Genomic DNA, 17,037 nt, shown 5'->3' with positions numbered 1-17,037 from the left:
GTCTGAAATGGATGGATGGGATGCTAGGCAGCGCACCAGAGCCGAAAACCCGGTCGATGGCCTGCGGGGGCGTAGGACGGAGCCGGTCTGGCGACACCCCCTGCAACGCGCCGACCTTCAGGCGCTCCCTGCCTGGATCAACGCGTGCACCAGTGCACGCTGGCGGCGGCGGGCTCGGCGTCTTCGAAATACCCGGACAACTCCTGCACCAGGTCTTGCAGGGCGCATCCCGGAAGGGCACGGGCCCGTTCGATCTGCTGCATGGCGTAAGTGCGGTCGCCGAGCATCATGGCGGCGCTGATGCAATGGCCACGGGCGGCCATCTGCAGCAGGAAGGCATCGAGCGCTTCGGCGGGCCAATAGCAGCGGTGGGTGCTGCCTCCCGAAGCCTCGTGCAGCACATGCGAAAGGCCCGTGCGCTCGGCCTGGAAAGACGATACGGCGTGGTGGGTGGCAGGCATGGTGGGATCCTCAGGCAGCGTTCTGCGTGGGATTTACAGCATTCAACCGAATGCAACACAGAACCTGGCTGAATCGTAAAAAACCGTAGCCGCCCTCGCTCACGGCAAAAAAGCCGTGGCAGTGTAGGACTCCACCGCCCGAAAAATCAGGCCCGCATCAGGCCTTGGGCAGCGTGACGCCGCTTTGGCCCTGGTATTTGCCGCCCCGGTCTTTGTAACTCACGTCACAAACCTCGTCGCTTTCGAAGAACAGCACCTGGGCGCATCCCTCGCCGGCATAGATGCGGGCCGGCAGCGGGGTGGTGTTGCTGAATTCCAGCGTGACATAGCCCTCCCACTCGGGCTCGAACGGCGTCACGTTCACGATGATCCCGCAGCGGGCATAGGTGCTCTTGCCCAGGCAAATGGTCAGCACGTTGCGGGGAATGCGAAAGTACTCCACCGTGCGTGCCAGCGCGAAGCTGTTGGGCGGGATGATGCAGCTGTCGCCTTCGAAGTCGACGAAGCTCTTTTCATCGAAGTTCTTCGGGTCCACCACGGTGCTGTGGATGTTGGTGAACACCTTGAATTCCGGCGCGCAGCGGATGTCGTAGCCATAGCTGCTGGTGCCGTAGCTGATGATCTTGCGGCCTTCCGCCTCACGGACCTGGCCCGGCTCGAAGGGCTCGATCATTCCGGTCTGCTCTGCCATGCGGCGAATCCACTTGTCGCTTTTGATGCTCATTGCTCACTCCTGCTGGGCCGCCATTGTAGAGAGGACGCGCGGGCAGGCACTATATTTTTCATAGCGACATGCGCTAGTGCAACCTGCGCCAGGGGCCTATTCGGCTTGGGAAACCACGGTGCGCTCGATCACCCGGTCGTCGCCCAGCACGATCATCGCGAAGAGCAGTTCGTCCAGGTTGGCCGCGTGCGCGGTCTTGCGCGCCAGCAGCGGCGTGGCGCGCGGATCCAGCACCACGAAGTCGGCCTCGCACCCGGGCTGCAGGTTGCCGATGACGCCCGCCAGCCCCAGCGCGCGCGCCGCGCCGGCCGTGTGCTGCCACCACAGCGCCTGCGGCGACAGCGACAGGCCGGGCTTCGTCTGCCCTTCGCGCCCCACATAGTAGGCGGCGAGCATGGTGTGGAACGGGCTGAAGCTCGTGCCGCCCCCCACATCGCTCGCCAATCCGTAGCGAAAGCCGACCCGGTCGGCCCCGGCGTAGTCGAAGAAGCCACTGCCCAGAAACAGGTTGCTGGTGGGGCTGACCGCCGCCACCGCGCCGGTGTCGCGCATGAGCGCCCGGTCGGCATCGTCGAAGTGGATGCAGTGGGCGTACACGGCGCGCTCGCGCATCAGCCCGAAATCGTCGTACACCGACAGGTAGCTGCGGGCCGCGGGAAACAGTTCGCGGGCCCATCGGATCTCGTCCAGGTTCTCGGCCACGTGCGACTGAATCCATACGTCGGGATATTGCGCGGCCAGTTCGCCCGCGCCGCGCAACTGGGCCTCGGTGCAGCTGGGCGCAAAACGCGGCGTGATGGCATAGCCCAGCCGGTCCTGGCCGTGCCAGCGGCGGATCAGCGATTCAGTGTCGCGCAGGGACTGCTCGGTCTGGTCGCGCACGCCATCGGGCGAGTGGCGGTCCTGCAGCACCTTGCCGGCGATCAGGCGCAGTCCGCGCGCCTGGGCCTCGCCCATCAGCGCGTCCACCGACGCCGGGTGCGAGGTGGCGAACGTGAGCGCGGTCGTCACGCCGTTGCGCAGCAATTCGTCCAGGAACACGGTGGCCACGCCGGCGGCATAGGCTGGATCGGCAAAGCGGGACTCGTGGGGAAAGGTGTAGTTTTCCAGCCAGGGCAGCAGGCCGTCGGCGGGCGAGCCGATCACGTCGGTCTGCGGAAAATGCACGTGCATGTCGACGAACCCCGGCGCGATGATGCGGCCGGGCCAGTGCACCACCGGCCACTGTGCGTATTGGGCCGCCAGGGTGTTCCAGGCGCCTGCGGCCTGGACGCGCTGGCGCCCCTGGGCATCGGGGCCGATGGCCAGCAGGCCGTCTTCTTCATACAGGGCCGAATGGTCGTCGGCGAAACGCAGCAGGCCGGAGCGGTAGATTTGCATGGCGGCAGCTTAACGCCGGGCACGGCGCCTTTCATGCGCCGCAGCGCATGGGGCCCATACCGGCGGCGCTACACCGCCACCCGCTCCCGGGGCCGCAACGCCTCGCGGTCCTGCGCCGCTGTCGGAGCGGCTGAGCGGCCCAGTTGCCCCGCAATGCGCTGGGCGTGCAGCAAAAGCCGCTCGATGGCAGACACGTAGAACAGCGCGCCCTGGGTCAGCGCCCCGATGGCGAACAGGCCGGGCTGGCCCAGCACCTGAAGGCTCTGCGCATCGATCGCGATGCCGCCCAGTTCGTGCTGGCGGATCAGGCCACGGTCGATCAGGTTCTCGATGAGCGGCGAATCGATGCGCGCCAAGTTGCCGGCCACGCCGGTCGCATCCAGGATGCCGTCGAGCGCCAGCATTCCGCCGGCCAGCTCCACCTGGAATCCCGGCCGGCCCTCCGCCAGCCGGGTGGCCCGGTAGCCGGGGTGCACGGTCAGCCGGCCCGCCTGGAGCAGCGCCTGGACCTTGCGCGCGTTGTCCAGCGGCATCGGGTGCCGGTAGCTCATCCAAAGGCCCTGGTATTTGGCGCTTCTGGTCCGGACGCAGCGCGGCCCAGTAGCAGTCGATGTCCTCCTTGGTGGCGTCCAGCTGCAGCTGCCAGTTGCGCACGGCCTGGGCCGCCTCGATCTCCCGGCCGATGCGGACCAGGGGGTCGCGGATCGTCATGAGGCCCGGGTATTCGTGCCCACAAGGATGGCTTTCGCGGAACCAGCGCAGGAAGCCGCGCAGCGTGTCGCCCGCATAGCGGTGCTCGGGGCGCACCAGGGGCGTGGTGGGCAGGGCGCCGCGCACCAGGGGCAGCTGACCGGAATGGGAAAACATGTGGATGCGCTCCACACCGAGCCGGCCGAGCAGCAGCGCCATGTCGATGGCCGTGAGCTTGGTGCCGAGGATGCCGATGCGTGCGTTCCGCGGCAGTTCGGCCTTGATGGCGCCCAGGTCGTGGTATGGGTTCGCGTGGTAGTGCGCCACGCCCGGAAACGGCGACCGCTTTTTGAGATGCCCCAGCGCCAGCACGACCTGGTCCACATGCCAGGCATGCTGGGCCGTGGCCACGTGAAAGCCGCTGGCCCCGCGCTCGATGTCGGTCACCGCCTGCGCCACGCGCACCAGCTTCACGCCGCGCGCGGCAAACGCGCTCTCGGCCTGGTGGGCGACATCCTGCAGGTAGGCTCCCATGAGCGAGCGCCGCACGTATCCCCCGGGCGCTTCGGCCTGCCCCGCGCAGAGTTGCTGCAGCCAGCGGTCGAACCCGTCCGGCTCGCCGGCCCGGGCGCTCAGCAACGACGAAGCCATGTTGAGGATGAACTCGCCGTCGTTGGTGTCCCGGCCGTAAGGCAGTCCCGGGCCGAACCCGCCGGACTCGTCGAACAGCAGCACCTCGGAAATCCCGGCTTGGCCGCCCATGCGGCTCAGCGCTTGCGTGACGAGGGTGCCGCTGCAGCCGCCCCCGATGATGGCGATCCTGGCCATGCTCATGTCTCCTTCGCGGGTGCGGTGCGCCGACGCATCAGGCGGTACCACCGGCCAGGGCCAGGTCCGCCGCGCGATCCCGGGCCGCGGGCACGGGGCGTGCCGGGGAGCCATGCCGTGCGAAATGCTGGCGCAGCAACATGTCGGCGCGCAGCGAGGCGGGAGCGGTCTGCAGCAGTGCCACCAGCTCGACCAGCGAAGCGGGCGCGCCTTCCAGGTAACGGCGGATGGAGTGCCCGTCGTGCAGGCGCACGGGGTCTTCCCGCAGCACCACGCCCGCCAGGCGGAGCAGCAGCTTCTTTTGCTCGCCCTTGCGCAAGATCCAGTGCGCGCTGCCGTAGCGGAACGCCTCGTCATCGCGGTGCGGCAGGAGCGGCGCCAGGCTCCAGAGCCCGTTGCCGCTGCCGCACAGGTAGTCCGGCGTGGTCGTGCCGGCCACGCTGCGCACATCGTTCAGCGCCGTGACGTCCACGGTGGGGGTGCCGAGCACCGACAGGTTCACGTCGCAGGCCGACGCGAACGACAGGGCGACGGAGCGGTTGAAGATTTCCTCCTGCTCCTGCACCGAATAGCCCAGCCGCTGCAGGTCCGCCCGGGCGGCGTTGTCGATCTGCTGGATGGTCGCGATGCCGGAGCTGTGCGCCAGGAAATGCAGCCGCACCAGGTCTTCGATGCCCTGGAAAGAGAGCCGCCCCGCCGGCTGCCCGTCGCGGTTCAGCGGCCGGCCCGCCGCATCGCGCTCCACCAGCCCGGTGGCCGTCCAGGCCAGCGCACGCGGCAACGCGACCAGCCGGGGCAGCACCACGCGCTCGTAGATGAGGCGGGACGAGTGGCTGACCACCTGCGCATGCGCCGTTGTGTTGAGCGTGAAGCGGTTGTGCAGCATGCTGGATTCGATCAGCACGGTGCCGTCGGCATCGAGGCCGGCGTGCGCGATGCCGAGCACCTCGGCGGCAGCCTGCGTGCGCTCCAGGAACCGGGCGAACGTGGCCGTGAGCCCGGTGGAGAGCTTCAGCCCCTCCGGGTAGTGGGTGGTGGGCGTGCTCGGCAGCACGATCCACGCGCCGCGGGCGATGGCGCCCTGCACGGCCGCCACGTCCATGTCGATGGGCACCGCCAGGCCGCCGCTGCGCGGCGCGTCCCGGTACACCCGGATGCCGGCGCTCTTGGGCTCGGCCTCCGAATTGGCCCGCAGGGCCACCGCCCGCTCGTGGATGGCCTCGAACAGCACGGCCATGGCGGCGCTGTAGCCGGGCTCGCTGCGCACGGCGGTGTGGACGATGTCGGTGCGGTCGTCCGTGTAGTGGCAAGGAATGGCGGTGAGGAATTCGAGAAACCGCCCCTCCGGCCCCTTGAACTGCGCAGGCGGCACCTGGTAGGCATGGGACGGCAGGCCCGCTTCGGCAGCCATGGCCTGCAGCGCCGCGTCCCATCGGCCGCCGGGGCGCTGGCGCTCGGCCAGCAACTCGCGCACGAAGTTCAGGGCCTGCAGCGGATAGACGTGCCGGAACACCGCCGCACCTTCACGGGGATAGCGGTCCCGCTCTTCCACGAAAAAGCGCGCGTAAAGCCCGTGGTCGCGCAGGGCCGCGAGCGCGAGGTCGCCCGCACCCGGTGCCTGCGCATCGGGCGGCAGGTGGTTGGCCTCGGCCTCCAGCGCGTCCAGGAACCGGGCTTCCCGGGCCGCGTAGGCGGGCTGCAGCGGTGCCAGCGCCGCCAGCACGGCGCTTGCCATGGCCCGGGGGCGGTCCAGCGGCACGGTCGATGCCAGCGGCTGCAGCTGGGCGATCGCGGCCTGCAGCAGCGCCACATCGGGGTGGGGCATGTCCAGCGCCACGCGCGTTTCCTCGGCCGTCAGCACCGTGGCCCCCAGGGCCTGCAACTGCTCGCGCACATAGCGCACCTGCTCCGCCGTGGTGCCGCGGCGCCAGCCACCAGCCACCTCGGGATCCGGCACGTTCAAGGCATCTTCCAGGCCCACTCGCACGCCGTCGAGGCCCAGGGCCACAGCCATGCGCGGCAGCAGCACGATCATCGGGCCGGGCACGAGGGCGGACACCTTGGCGCCCGGGCACTCCGCGCGGATGCGCGCCACCACTGGCTGCAGCCGCGCCACCGCCTGGGCCAGTGCCTGCTCGAAGCACTCCGCGGAGCCTTCGGCCAGCAGGCGCAGGATGTCCTTGCGCTCTTGCACCGGCAGCAGGGAATCGTCCTGCACACCGCCCTCGGGCAGGCGCCGGTGCTGGTCCACCCCCACCACCAGCATGAACAGCACGGGCCCGCCCATCGAACGCAGGCCGGCCTGATACGGCCCCAGCGCGCCGTCCAGGATCGCGCCGTTGAACACCTCCACCTCGGGCCGCACACCCCATTGCCGGCAGTGCGCGATCTGCGCCGCCAGGAAGGCCGGGGGGTTTTCATAGCCGCCGCCCGTCTGGAAGACCACCGGCCCGGGGCTGAAGGAGCCCATCTCCGGCGCGCGCTGCTGCGCGCCGTAGGCCCGCAGATGCACCCGGCGCACGGGGCTTTCGAAGTCGGCGGCACCGCCTCGCACGCTGGTGGACAGGTTCAGGATGGCAGCGGGCGTCGCCTGGTGCAGCCGGGGCACGATCGCCGCGTATTGCGCCTCGTCGATGTGGTTGGCCTGCCGCCCCAGGCGCACCGGCATGGCCACCCCGGGCACGTGGACCGGGTGCTGGCCGCTGCAGTCCCGCGTGTGCAGGTGCACGATGGCGGCCCCTTCGCGCACCGCCGCCACGCTGTGCGCGACGATGGCTTCGGGTGCGATGGGCAGGTGCGGCGATGCCGTCCTGCCCGGGTTCCAGTGGCCCGCACCGTGGTCGGCCCAGCCGCGCTCGCGCAGGGTGTCCAGCAGCTGCGGCGCCTCGGCCTGCAACGCGGCCACCAATGCGGGCGGCAGGTAGGTCTCGATCGTTTCCGCGCGCCATGCCAGATCGCCGGCGCCCGCCACATCCCAACCCTGGGAGGTGAGCGTCAGCACCAGCTCGCGCGCCGTCTTCGCCGAGGCGATGCGGTGCAGGGCCTCACCCGGCAGGTGCCGGCGTGCCTCCACGTCGCCCAGGCGGCGGCCCGGGGCCTGGGGCCCGTCTGCCGCGCTGGCCACCTGCAGGGCGTCCAGGCTGTCGCAGATCCCCAGGCCGCCGGCCGGCACCGCCTCCCAGCCATCGGCGGCCAGCCGATGGGCCAGGCCCATGCCCTGGGCGTCCGCGGCCTCGATCGACCGGGCGGGCAGGAATTTCGGCTCCCGGGCCAGGGCTTGCTGTGGAACGGCGCCCACAGGCGCCGCCGTGATGAACATTCGCATCGACCTTCTCCCCTTGGTTTTTTTCTGGACCCGCCGGGCGCGCCGCAGGCCGCGCGGGCCGGCGCATCGCGCGCCTGGCAGGCATGTCGATGGCATTACAGCAATGCCCGGGGCGCCCGGAAACTATCCCTTCGGGTAGTTGCCAGACCGACGCAGATGCATTCCAGGTCAGCGCGGAGCCCTGCGAACGACGCGCTTGGCGCTATGCGGCGTCGCCGGCCTGCGCTGCCGCCTGCCGGGCGCAGACCGCGCGCAGCGCCGCCACGAACAGCGATTGCTCTTCGTAGCGCGCGCCCTCGGTCCGCTGGAACAGCGTGATGGGCGGCAGGGTCCAGCCGAAGCGGTGGTCGACGATGCCCACGCCCGCGATGCGGGCCAGTTCTTCCGCGATGTCGGCGGGCACGATGGACACCGCTTTTTCGTTGGCCGCGATCAGCTCGCCGATGAGCTTGGACGACAGGCTCTCGACGAACGGCGCGGGCGGCGCCACCCCTGCGCGCAGGAAAAAATCGGTGATCTGCTCGCGCATGGGCGTCTGGCGGGCGCCCAGAATCCACTCCAGCCGGGCCAGCTCCTGCCAGGCCAGGGGCTGGCGCCCCAGCCGGGCGGCGAGGCGGCGGTGGGTGATGAGGCGGGGCGTCTGGTGGTAGAGCACCTCATGCTCCAGCCCCTGCATGTCGAGCACGGCCGATGCACGGCCGATCACGCAGTCCAGTTCATGCTGGCGCAGGCGCTCCAGCAGGCGGTCGCTGGTGCCTTCGTGGATGGTCACGGTCACCTGCAGGCCCTGCGGCCGCGTCTGGCCGATGGCGGCAGCCAGCAGCCGCCCGGACACGAAAGGGATCACGCCCACCTGCAGGTGCGCGGCGCGACCCAGGCCCACGGCTTCGATGTCGCGCACCCAATGGCCCAGGTCCTCCAGCATCGCCCGGGCCCGGGCGATGACCAGCTCGCCCAGCGCCGTGGGCGCCATGCCGCGCGCGGAACGGTGGAACAGCGCGCCGCCGAACATGGATTCCAGCTCGGCCAGCGCGTGCGTGACGGCCGGCTGGCTGGTCGCCATGCGGTGCGACACGCGGGTCAGCGACCCGTGTTCCGCAATCATGCGCAGCAGCACCAAGTGGCGCATCTTGAGCCGCGACGCGAGCCGGGCCTCCATGTCGGCAGGGGTCATTGAACGCTCCCAGAGCCATATCCATTGGCTTATGGGGCAATACTAAATGAGAAAGATTGGCTCATGCGGCTACTCCACAATCGCAGCCCATGCGGCGGCGGCCCTGCGGGGCCGGACGCCTTCCGATCAAAAAAAATGGGGGGAGAAGCGCGCAATGGAAACGATCTACTGGGTGGTGGGCATCGGGGCGGTGGTGGCCGGGTTCGTGCAGGGGCTGTCAGGCTTCGCGTTCGGCATGGTGGCCATGTCGTTCTGGGCCTGGACGCTGGAGCCGCGCCTGGCGGCGGCGCTGGCGGTGTTCGGAGCGCTCACCGGGCAGATCGTCGCGGCGGTGTCGGTGCGCCGCGGCTTCGACGTGCGCACGCTCGCGCCGTTCGTGCTGGGCGGGCTGCTGGGCATCCCCCTGGGCGTGGCGCTGCTGCCGCGCCTGGACATGGTGTGGTTCAAGACGCTGCTGGGCGCCCTGCTGGTGCTGTGGTGCCCGACCATGCTGATGGCCAAGCGCCTGCCGCGCATCCGCTCGGGTGGCCGCGTGGCCGATGGCGTCGTGGGGCTGGCCGGCGGCGTGATGGGCGGCATCGGCGGATTCACCGGCACGCTGCCCACGCTGTGGTGCACCCTGCGCGGCTACGAGAAGGACCAGCAGCGCGCCGTGATCCAGAACTTCAACCTGTCGATGCTGCTGGTCACCATGGGCACCTACCTGGGCACCGGCATGGTCACGCGGGACATGCTGCCGTTCTTCGCCATCGTGGCGCCGGCGATGCTGGTGCCCACGCTGCTCGGCACGCGGCTGTACATCGGGCTGAGCGACGTGGCCTTCCGGCAGATCGTGCTGGGCCTGCTCACGGCATCGGGCGTGGCCCTGCTGGCCTCGTCGCTGCCGCAGCTGGTGGCGCGCCACCTGTAGCAGCCGAAAGAGAGAGGACGGGGCCTCGCCAAGGCCCCTTCCCGCCCTTTTCAGCGCTGCACGCCCTCGACGAGCCAGTTCATCTGCAGGATCTGCGCATCGCCGAGGGTCTGGCCCGCGGCGATGACCTCGCGGCCGGTGTTGTCGCGCACGGGCGTCGCGCCCGCGCGGAACGGGTGGAAGCGCCCCTTGGCGATGTCGTCCTGGCGGGCCAGCACCTCGGCCTTCACAGCCGGCGGCACTTTGCTGCCGAAGCCCTCGACGCGGATCATGCCCTCGCGCACGCCGCCCCAGAGGTTGCCGCTTTTCCATGTGCCCTGCGCCACGGCGCGCACGCGTTCGGTGTAGTAGCCGCCCCACTGGTGCGTGACGGCGAGGATCTGCGCGTCCGGCCCCATTCGGCGCATGTCGGAGTGGTAGCCGATCGCGAGCTTGCCGCGCTCCTGGGCCGCGGCCATCACCGCCGTGGAGCCGGTGTGGAAGGCCACCACGTCCACGTTCTGGTTGAACAGCGCCATGGCCGCATCGCGCTCCTTGGGCGGGTCGAACCACACGTCCAGCCACACGAGCTTGACCGTGGCCTGGGGGTTGACCGAGCGCAGGCCCAGCGTGAACGCATTGATGCCCTGCAGCACCTCGGGGATGGGAAAGCCGGCCACGTAGCCCGCCACGTTGGTGCGCGTCATGCGCCCGGCGGCGACGCCGGCCAGGTAGCGGCCCTCGTAGTAACGGGCGTTGGCCGTGGCCACGTTGGGCGCGGTCTGGTAGCCGGTGATGGATTCGAACTTCACGCCGGGATAGTCCCGCGCCACCCGCAGCGTGGGCTCCATGTAGCCGAAGCTGGGCGTGAAGATGATCTGGTGGCCCGTGGCCGCCAAGTCGCGGATGACGCGCTCGGCGTCCGCGCCCTCGGCCACGTTCTCCACGAACGTGGTGCGCACGCGGTCGCCCAAGGCGGCCTCGACGGCCTTGCGGCCCTCGTCGTGCTGTCGCGTCCAGCCCGCTTCGGTGATGGGCGAGACATAGACGAAGCCGGCCTTCACCACGGCCGGGGGGACGGTCTGGGCGGTCTGGCCGGTTTGGGAAAAGGCGGGGGAAAGCCAACAGCAAGCGGCCACGAGCGTGGCTGCGAGGTTTTTGTACATGGTGGTCCTCTACATGGTCCCGGGGGATGGAAACGCGAAAGGCGGCCGGGACAGCCGCCTTTCGGGGAGCGCGATTGTAGTCAGCCGGCCCGGCCCGCGTGCCGGCAGGGCCATGCGGGCGGGCGCCCCTGCGGCCACCCGGGCCGAGGGCTAGAAGGGCCGCCATTCACCGACCAGGAGTGAAAAGTGCCTCCAGCGCAATTGGAACTAGGGCATGCCGCTATATTTTTAATAGCAATCCGCATGGACGTGCGGGGATCAGCCAAAGCCCGCCGCCAGCACCCCGCGCGCCTCGCGCACGAAATCCGACTCCCCGGCCCGGGGCGGCAGCAGATAAAAGCCCGCCTGCGGCAAGGCCGGCAGGCCGTGGGGCGCCGGCAGCACCCGCACGCCGGGGCACAGCGCCGAGGCATTGAGGCAGGCCACGCCCAGGCCCGCCGCCAGCGCCGACTGGAGCCCCGCCACGCCCGAGGCGAGCAGCGCGATGCGGTAAGGCACCCGGCGGCGTTCCAGCAGCGACACGGTGAACTGGTGCAGCGAACAGCTGTCGGGCAGCGCGAGCAGGCGCAGCGGCTCGCCCCGCACACGCGTGACGCCGGGGGCGGCCATCCAGTGCAGGGCCTCCTGGCGCAGCAGCGACGCCTTCGCCGCGGCGGCATTGGCGGCAGGCCGTGCGCGGGCAGCGCCACTCGTCGTGCGCGCGGCGGGCAAGGCCATGGTCAGCCCCACGTCGAACTCGCCGCCGGCATAGCCCGCTTCGACCAGCCCGCTTTTCTGCACCGTGACCTGCAGCCGCACCTGTGGGTATTGCGCCTCCACGCGCGCCAGCAGGCCCGCCAGATCGGCCGGGCGGAAGTAATCGGTGACCCCGAGCCGCAGCGTGCCCTGCAGCGCCACGCCGTGCAGATCGCGCCAGGCCGCCTCGCTCAGCGCGAGCAGCTGGCGCGCATGGCCGAGCAGCCGCTCGCCCGCTGCCGTGGGCGCCACGCCGGCCTTGGAGCGCAGCAGCAGCGACTGGCCGGCCTGCTCTTCGAGCTTGCGCAACTGTTCGCTGACGGCCGACTGCGACAAAAACACCCGCGGCGCGCCGGCCGTGAGGCTTCCCGCGTCGATCACGGCGGCGAAGGTGCGAAGCTGGTCGAGGGGAAAGGCGTGCATGGCGCAGTGCATCCAACGGAATAACCGATGGATGGTATCCATGAATCCCGCTTTTCAGGACGGTGGATGCGGCGAAAAATCACGGCATCCCTTCAACGAGCACCCGCACCATGCCCCACATCGCCATCCACCTGTCCGGCCCCGCCGATGCCGCCCTGGCTCGCCGCGCGACCGCCGCCGTCGCCGACATCACCCAGAACGCACTGGGCAAGGCCCTGCCCGTGATCGCCACCACGGTGCAGTTCATCGCGGCCGACCAAGGTTCATCGGGGGCGTCTCGCTGGCCGAGCTGGGCCAGACCGCCTTCCACCTGGACATCAGCATCACCGACGAGACCAACACCAAGGCGGAGAAGGCGCGCTACCTGCGCGAGATCCATGCCGCGTTCGCCGGCCTGCTGCCCCGCCTGCACGAGGTGAGCTACATCCACCTGATCGATGCCCGCGGGGCCGCCTACGGCTACGGCGGACGCAGCCAGGAATGGCGGCACCAGCAGGCCGGCGTATAGCGGCGCGGTGCAGGTGCTGCCACGCCCTGCGGCGGCAGCGTCAGCGCATCGGGATGACGAACACCCGGCGGCGCGCCTCGCAGCCCGGGCCGTCGTAAGGCGTGCTGTCGCGCTCCCAGCCTGGCCCTGGCGACACCTGGGCGCAGACGCGCTTGCCGTCGACCTTGCTGCGCCAGAAGTACCACGGCGCGGGCGCGGCCCCCGCAGCACCGGCCAGGCATGCGGCTGCCAGCAGCGCGGCGCCGCAACGCAGGGCGAAGGCGCGGGCCAGGCGGGTGCGGAAATCGGGAAGCGACGAAGTCATGGCGTGTCTTTGACATGGCTGTTGAGCATGGACGGGTCGCAGCCTGCGGCGCCGCCCCGTTGCCATTGTGAGGGCCCGGGCCTCAATCCACGGGCGCCGAGATGATCCAGCCCTCCAGCGGGTCCAGCCCCGGCGGCAGGCCATACAGCGCATCGCCCTGCCGGTGGCGCTGCTCCGCCCAGGCGGCCTGCACCAGGCACAGCACGGCGTCCAGGCGGTCGCCGCTGGCGTCGTCCACCAGCGCATCGCGCTGCGCGTGCGTGAGCTTGAGCCGCAGCCCCAGCCGGGTGACGCCGTTCTCCAGCGCCGTGACCAGGTCCTTTCGGGCGATGAGGCGGTCGGGCGTCTGCTTGGCGCGGTCGTCGCTCTTGTAGCTGCGCCGGGCCAGGATCTCGCGCGCCAACAGGCCGGGGTAGGCCTCCAGCGCCACGCGGGCCGGATCGCCCGCATGCAGGCCGGGCAGGTGCACGCCCGCATCGAGCAGCAGCGGCACGCCCGCGTGCAGCATGTAGGCGACGGGCGGGTTGACCCACTTCATCGACGGGCTGGAGCCCGCCGGCCCATCGGAGGCGCGGTGGGCGAACTTGGCCCCCGCCGGGCGCGCATCGCAGAATGCCGCGAAGGTGTCGCGGATCTGCGCGCGGCTCAGGCCCCGGTAGTGCTGCATGCTCGCGTGCCAGGTGAGCGGCCAGCCCAGGTGCGCCAGCAGCTCGCGCGGCAGGCCGAACGGCAGGTCGAACCCGCCCACCCAGGTGCGCGGCTCGGCCAGCCAGCGGCCGAAGCCCGCCAGGGTGTCGAAGGTCTCCAGGCCCGACAGCAGCACGCGCGCGCCGGCCAGTTGCCCGCTGGCGACCACGATGGGTTTGCGCCGGCTGGGGCTGCTGGAGAAATCGCAGCCGATCAGCATCGGCATCGGCAGCGGCGGCACGGCGCTGTCACCCGCATCCATGCCCTACCCCAGCGCCAGGGCGGTGACCCCCGCCGCGATCAGCACCGCGCCCGCGATGCGCGCGGCCCGGTCGCCCTCACCCAGCAGGTGGCCGCCGATGAGAGCGGCGAACAGCATCGACACCTCGCGCGCCGGCGCCACGTGCGACAGCGGCGCCTCCTGCATGGCGTACAGCACCAGCACGTAGGCCACCGGGCTCACCGCCGCCACCAGCAGGGCGAAGCGCCACTGCACCCGCCAGAGCACGCGCGCGGCCGGCAGGTCGCGCAGCACCACGGGCGCGAGCACCGCCACCCGCACGAAGTTGCCCATGTAGTCCACGAGGATGGGCGACATGCGCAGCACCTTCACCGCGTAGCCGTCCACCACCGTGTAGCTGGCGATGAACGCGCCGGTGAGCACGCCGTAGCGGATGCCCGCATGCACCCGCTGCCGCGCGGCCGGGTCGTGCGCGGCGCGCAGCAGCGCGGGGCCGCCGGCGATGAGGAACACCCCGCCCACCACGCCCGCGATGCCCAGGCCCCCGAGCAGCGAGATCTGCTCGCCCAGGAACGTGATGGCGACGAGCGACGACATCAGCGGCCCCGAGCCGCGCGCGAGCGGGTACACCACGGTCAGGTCGGCCTGGCGGTAGCCGCGCAGCAAGATGACGTAGTACGCCACGTGCAGCAGCCCGCTGGCCACGACGAAGCCCCATTCCCTGGCGCCCCATTCGGGCACGGCGTCGCGCCCGAGCCACCAGCCCAGCGGCGCCCAGCCCAGCATCATCAGCACCGAGGTGAAGAAGGCAAAGCGCGAATCGCCGCCCGCTTTCTTGGCCGCGATGTTCCAGCATGCGTGGATGAGCCCGGCCAGCAGGATGAGGGCGAAGGCGTTGAAGGTCACGGTGGTGAAACGGGGGAGAGGAAGCCTGAATGCAGAAGGCCGCAGCGCATGGCGCCTGCGGCCTCAGAGGACGGGTGGGGGACGGGGGAGGCAGGCCCGCCTAGGCGCGGCCGATGATGGACGCCGTGGCCATCAGTTCTTCCAGCAGCGCGAACGACACGCGGCCCGACACCGAGTACGGGTCCAGCTCGGGCTTTTCGGAGTATTTGAGCAAGATGGAATGGTTGATCCGGGTCAGGTTGACCTGGCCCATGGTCCAGCCGCCGAAGCGGCGCTCGTGGATCTCCTCGAAGTGCAGCAGCTCCACGTCCTTGTGCCGCGGGTCCTTCTGGATGTGGCCGTACAGGGCGCTCACCGCGGAACGGCCGCCCTCGATCGCCTGCAGGAACACGCCCCCGCCGTAGCAGAGCACGCCGGTGATGCCGCAGGTGGGGTTGTGCTGGCGCGACTGGCTGAGGATGGCTTCGATGGCGTCGGGCGAGGTGTCCACGGCGCGGCTGGCGTAAAGCAGTCGGACGAGCATGTCAGTTCCTTCCGGGAATGAGCGAGAGGAATTCGCGGCGCAGGGCCGGGTCCTTGAGGAACACGCCGCGCATGACGGAGTTGAGCATCTTGCTGTCCATCTCGCGCACGCCGCGCCAGGACATGCAGAAGTGGCTGGCCTCCATCACGATCGCCAGGCCGTCGGGCTGGGTCTTTTCCATGATGAGGTCGGCCAGCTGCACCACGGCCTCTTCCTGGATCTGGGGGCGGCCCATGACCCAGTCCACCAGCCGCGCGTATTTGGACAGGCCGATGACGTTGGTGTGCTCGTTGGGCAGCACGCCGATCCAGATCTTGCCCATCACGGGGCAGAAGTGGTGGCTGCAGGCGCTGCGCACGGTGATCGGGCCGACGATCATCAACTCGTTCAGGTGCTCGGCGTTGGGGAACTCGGTGATGGCCGGCTGCTGCGCGTAGCGGCCCTTGAAGACCTCGTTGAGGTACATCTTGGCCACGCGCCGCGCGGTGTTCTGGGTGTTGTGGTCGGTCGCCGTGTCGATGACCAGGCTGTCGAGCACGCCCTGCATCTTGGCCTCGACCTCGTCGAGCAGCAGTTCCAGCTCGCCGGGCTCGATGAACTCGGCAATGTTGTCGTTCGCATTGAAGCGCTTGCGTGCCGCGGCCAGCCTTTCGCGGATTTTGACGGAAACGGGCGTGCCCTCTTCGGGCGGCGCGTCGTTCGATTCGGCGGCGAGTTGTCTGAACATGGGCGGCATCGTACCAGCGAATGCCCGCCCCGGCTTGCCGAGTGTTTTTGGCCCCCAACGCATATTCCTCTAGGGCGTATAGCTATTAAAATAATAGCGTCAAACCCAGGCCGCACCGGCTCAGTAGCGGTTGCCGGTCACCCAGAGCGCGGCGCGCATGATGGCGAAGGCGATGCGGTCCAGCGCGCGCTGGCGCCAGGGGCGCTCGGCGTAGGCGCGCGGGTCCATGCGCTGGCCGGCATGCTCCATGGCGTGCACCAGGCGTTCGCGCAGGTCGGCGGCGAAGCCCGCGTCCTCGATCACCACGTTGGCCTCGCGCGCCAGCAGCAGCGACAGCGGGTCCAGGTTGGACGAGCCCACGGTGGCCCAGGGGTGTTCGCCCAGCGCATCGACCACCGCCACCTTGGCGTGCAGGAAGCTGGGCGAATACTCGTGGATCTCCACGCCGGCCTTGAGCAGCGCGCCGTACACGGGCCGGGCCGCGTGGTACTGCATGAAGTATTCGTAGCGCCCCTGCAGCAGCAGGCGCACGCGCACGCCGCGGCGCGCGGCCAGCACCAGCGCGCGGCGCAGCTTGCCGCCGGGCACGAAGTAGGCGTTGGCGATGATGATCTCGTGCCGCGCGTTGGCGATGGCGCGGCGGTAGGCGCGTTCGATGCGGCTGCGGTTGCGCAGGTTGTCGCGCAGCACCAGCGCGGCCCGCATGCGGGGGCCCGCGTCGTCCGCGTCCTCCTGCGCGCGCCGGGCCCGGGCGGCCGCGCGCAGGTCGCGCAGCGCATCGGCCAGGCGGTGGCGGCGCGCGTCGCGCACCGCCTTGAGCCGCCACCACACGTGCTGCATGGCCTCGTCGGCCTGCTCCACCAGCCGGCCCTCGGCACGCACCGCGAAATCGAAGCGCGGGGCTTCCAGCACGCCGTGGTTGGGGTCGTGCAGGTCGTCCAGCACGTTGATGCCGCCGCAAAACAGCACGCAGCCGTCCACCACGCACAGCTTGCGGTGCAGCCGGCGCCAGCGGTGCGGCAGCAGCAGGCCCAGCGTGCCGACCGGCGAATACACCTGCATCTGCACGCCCGCGGCCTGGAAGCGCTCGGGCCACGGGCCGGGCAGCGAGCCGGTGCCCACGCCGTCCACCACCAGGTGCACGCGCACGCCGCGTTCGGCCGCACGCACCAGCGCCTCGGCAATGGCGGCGCCGGTGCCGGTGCAGTCGAAGATGTAGGTCTCGAACTGGATGTCGGACGTGGCGGCGTCCATGTCGGCCACGAGGGCCGCGAACAGCTCCTCGGACCCCTGCAGCAAGCGGACGCGGTGGTCCGCGCCGAGCACGGCGGCATGCGACATGGCTC

15 protein-coding genes and 2 pseudogenes are annotated in these 17,037 nt (G+C 70.4%); 2 read left to right on the top strand and 15 right to left on the bottom strand.

Annotated features, from left to right (window positions below):
• Window positions 1–137 precede the first annotated feature (137 nt).
• The 7 genes and pseudogenes from AVKW3434_RS08785 to AVKW3434_RS08760 all read right to left on the bottom strand — a co-directional run bounded on the left by AVKW3434_RS08785 (window position 138) and on the right by AVKW3434_RS08760 (window position 8,582).
• Window positions 138–461: a hypothetical protein gene (locus AVKW3434_RS08785; protein ID WP_284405511.1), complete on the bottom strand. Its 324-nt coding sequence runs from the start codon at window positions 459–461 to the stop codon at window positions 138–140.
• A gap of 157 nt (window positions 462–618) precedes the next feature.
• Window positions 619–1,185, bottom strand: a complete 567-nt coding sequence (gene dcd / locus AVKW3434_RS08780) for a dCTP deaminase (RefSeq protein WP_272564912.1) — start codon at window positions 1,183–1,185, stop codon at window positions 619–621.
• Between the two features lie 96 nt (window positions 1,186–1,281).
• A complete protein-coding gene (guaD, locus tag AVKW3434_RS08775; RefSeq protein WP_284405510.1) occupies window positions 1,282–2,565 on the bottom strand; it encodes a guanine deaminase in 1,284 nt (427 codons plus the stop codon).
• Window positions 2,566–2,633: 68 nt separating this feature from the next.
• The gene (locus AVKW3434_RS08770) at window positions 2,634–3,116 is read right to left on the bottom strand and encodes an FAD/NAD(P)-binding protein (protein WP_284405509.1); all 483 of its coding nucleotides are present in this window, start codon (window positions 3,114–3,116) and stop codon (window positions 2,634–2,636) included.
• A gap of 505 nt (window positions 3,117–3,621) precedes the next feature.
• Window positions 3,622–4,083 (bottom strand): annotated as a pseudogene (locus tag AVKW3434_RS24230) (FAD/NAD(P)-binding protein); the annotation flags it as partial.
• A 37-nt stretch (window positions 4,084–4,120) separates the two neighbouring features.
• The gene (locus tag AVKW3434_RS08765) at window positions 4,121–7,408 is read right to left on the bottom strand and encodes a 3-keto-5-aminohexanoate cleavage protein (protein ID WP_284405508.1); all 3,288 of its coding nucleotides are present in this window, start codon (window positions 7,406–7,408) and stop codon (window positions 4,121–4,123) included.
• A gap of 202 nt (window positions 7,409–7,610) precedes the next feature.
• Complete coding sequence (locus AVKW3434_RS08760) at window positions 7,611–8,582, bottom strand: LysR substrate-binding domain-containing protein (protein ID WP_284405507.1); 972 nt, start codon at window positions 8,580–8,582, stop codon at window positions 7,611–7,613.
• A 154-nt stretch (window positions 8,583–8,736) separates the two neighbouring features.
• Here AVKW3434_RS08760 and AVKW3434_RS08755 point away from each other — a divergent pair, with 154 nt between their 5' ends.
• Complete coding sequence (locus tag AVKW3434_RS08755) at window positions 8,737–9,492, top strand: sulfite exporter TauE/SafE family protein (protein ID WP_272564920.1); 756 nt, start codon at window positions 8,737–8,739, stop codon at window positions 9,490–9,492.
• A 50-nt stretch (window positions 9,493–9,542) separates the two neighbouring features.
• Here AVKW3434_RS08755 and AVKW3434_RS08750 read toward each other — a convergent pair whose 3' ends face one another.
• Together AVKW3434_RS08750 and AVKW3434_RS08745 are read right to left on the bottom strand one after the other, a co-directional pair.
• A complete protein-coding gene (locus AVKW3434_RS08750; RefSeq protein WP_284405506.1) occupies window positions 9,543–10,637 on the bottom strand; it encodes a BMP family ABC transporter substrate-binding protein in 1,095 nt (364 codons plus the stop codon).
• Window positions 10,638–10,895: 258 nt separating this feature from the next.
• Window positions 10,896–11,795: a LysR substrate-binding domain-containing protein gene (locus AVKW3434_RS08745; protein ID WP_284405505.1), complete on the bottom strand. Its 900-nt coding sequence runs from the start codon at window positions 11,793–11,795 to the stop codon at window positions 10,896–10,898.
• Window positions 11,796–11,905: 110 nt separating this feature from the next.
• Here AVKW3434_RS08745 and AVKW3434_RS08740 point away from each other — a divergent pair.
• Window positions 11,906–12,303: pseudogene (locus tag AVKW3434_RS08740) on the top strand (4-oxalocrotonate tautomerase).
• 40 nt (window positions 12,304–12,343) lie between these two features.
• On the opposite strand, the gene AVKW3434_RS08735 reads toward AVKW3434_RS08740, so the two are convergent.
• The 6 genes from AVKW3434_RS08735 to clsB form a co-directional block, all read right to left on the bottom strand.
• Window positions 12,344–12,607, bottom strand: a complete 264-nt coding sequence (locus AVKW3434_RS08735) for a hypothetical protein (protein ID WP_284405504.1) — start codon at window positions 12,605–12,607, stop codon at window positions 12,344–12,346.
• Window positions 12,608–12,689: 82 nt separating this feature from the next.
• Window positions 12,690–13,556, bottom strand: coding sequence for a DUF429 domain-containing protein (locus tag AVKW3434_RS08730; protein ID WP_284405503.1), 867 nt, complete (start codon window positions 13,554–13,556; stop codon window positions 12,690–12,692).
• Between the two features lie 3 nt (window positions 13,557–13,559).
• Complete coding sequence (locus tag AVKW3434_RS08725) at window positions 13,560–14,441, bottom strand: EamA family transporter (protein ID WP_284405502.1); 882 nt, start codon at window positions 14,439–14,441, stop codon at window positions 13,560–13,562.
• A gap of 100 nt (window positions 14,442–14,541) precedes the next feature.
• Complete coding sequence (locus AVKW3434_RS08720) at window positions 14,542–14,964, bottom strand: BLUF domain-containing protein (protein ID WP_272565458.1); 423 nt, start codon at window positions 14,962–14,964, stop codon at window positions 14,542–14,544.
• A gap of 1 nt (window position 14,965) precedes the next feature.
• Window positions 14,966–15,691, bottom strand: a complete 726-nt coding sequence (gene folE / locus AVKW3434_RS08715; protein ID WP_272565459.1) for a GTP cyclohydrolase I — start codon at window positions 15,689–15,691, stop codon at window positions 14,966–14,968.
• Window positions 15,692–15,811: 120 nt separating this feature from the next.
• Complete coding sequence (gene clsB, locus AVKW3434_RS08710) at window positions 15,812–17,032, bottom strand: cardiolipin synthase ClsB (RefSeq protein WP_284405501.1); 1,221 nt, start codon at window positions 17,030–17,032, stop codon at window positions 15,812–15,814.
• Between the last annotated feature and the right edge of the window lie 5 nt (window positions 17,033–17,037).

Origin of the sequence: Acidovorax sp. SUPP3434 (assembly GCF_030159015.1) — a bacterium.
Lineage (GTDB): Bacteria > Pseudomonadota > Gammaproteobacteria > Burkholderiales > Burkholderiaceae_C > Paracidovorax.
This window is presented reverse-complemented; position numbering and strand designations above follow the sequence as displayed.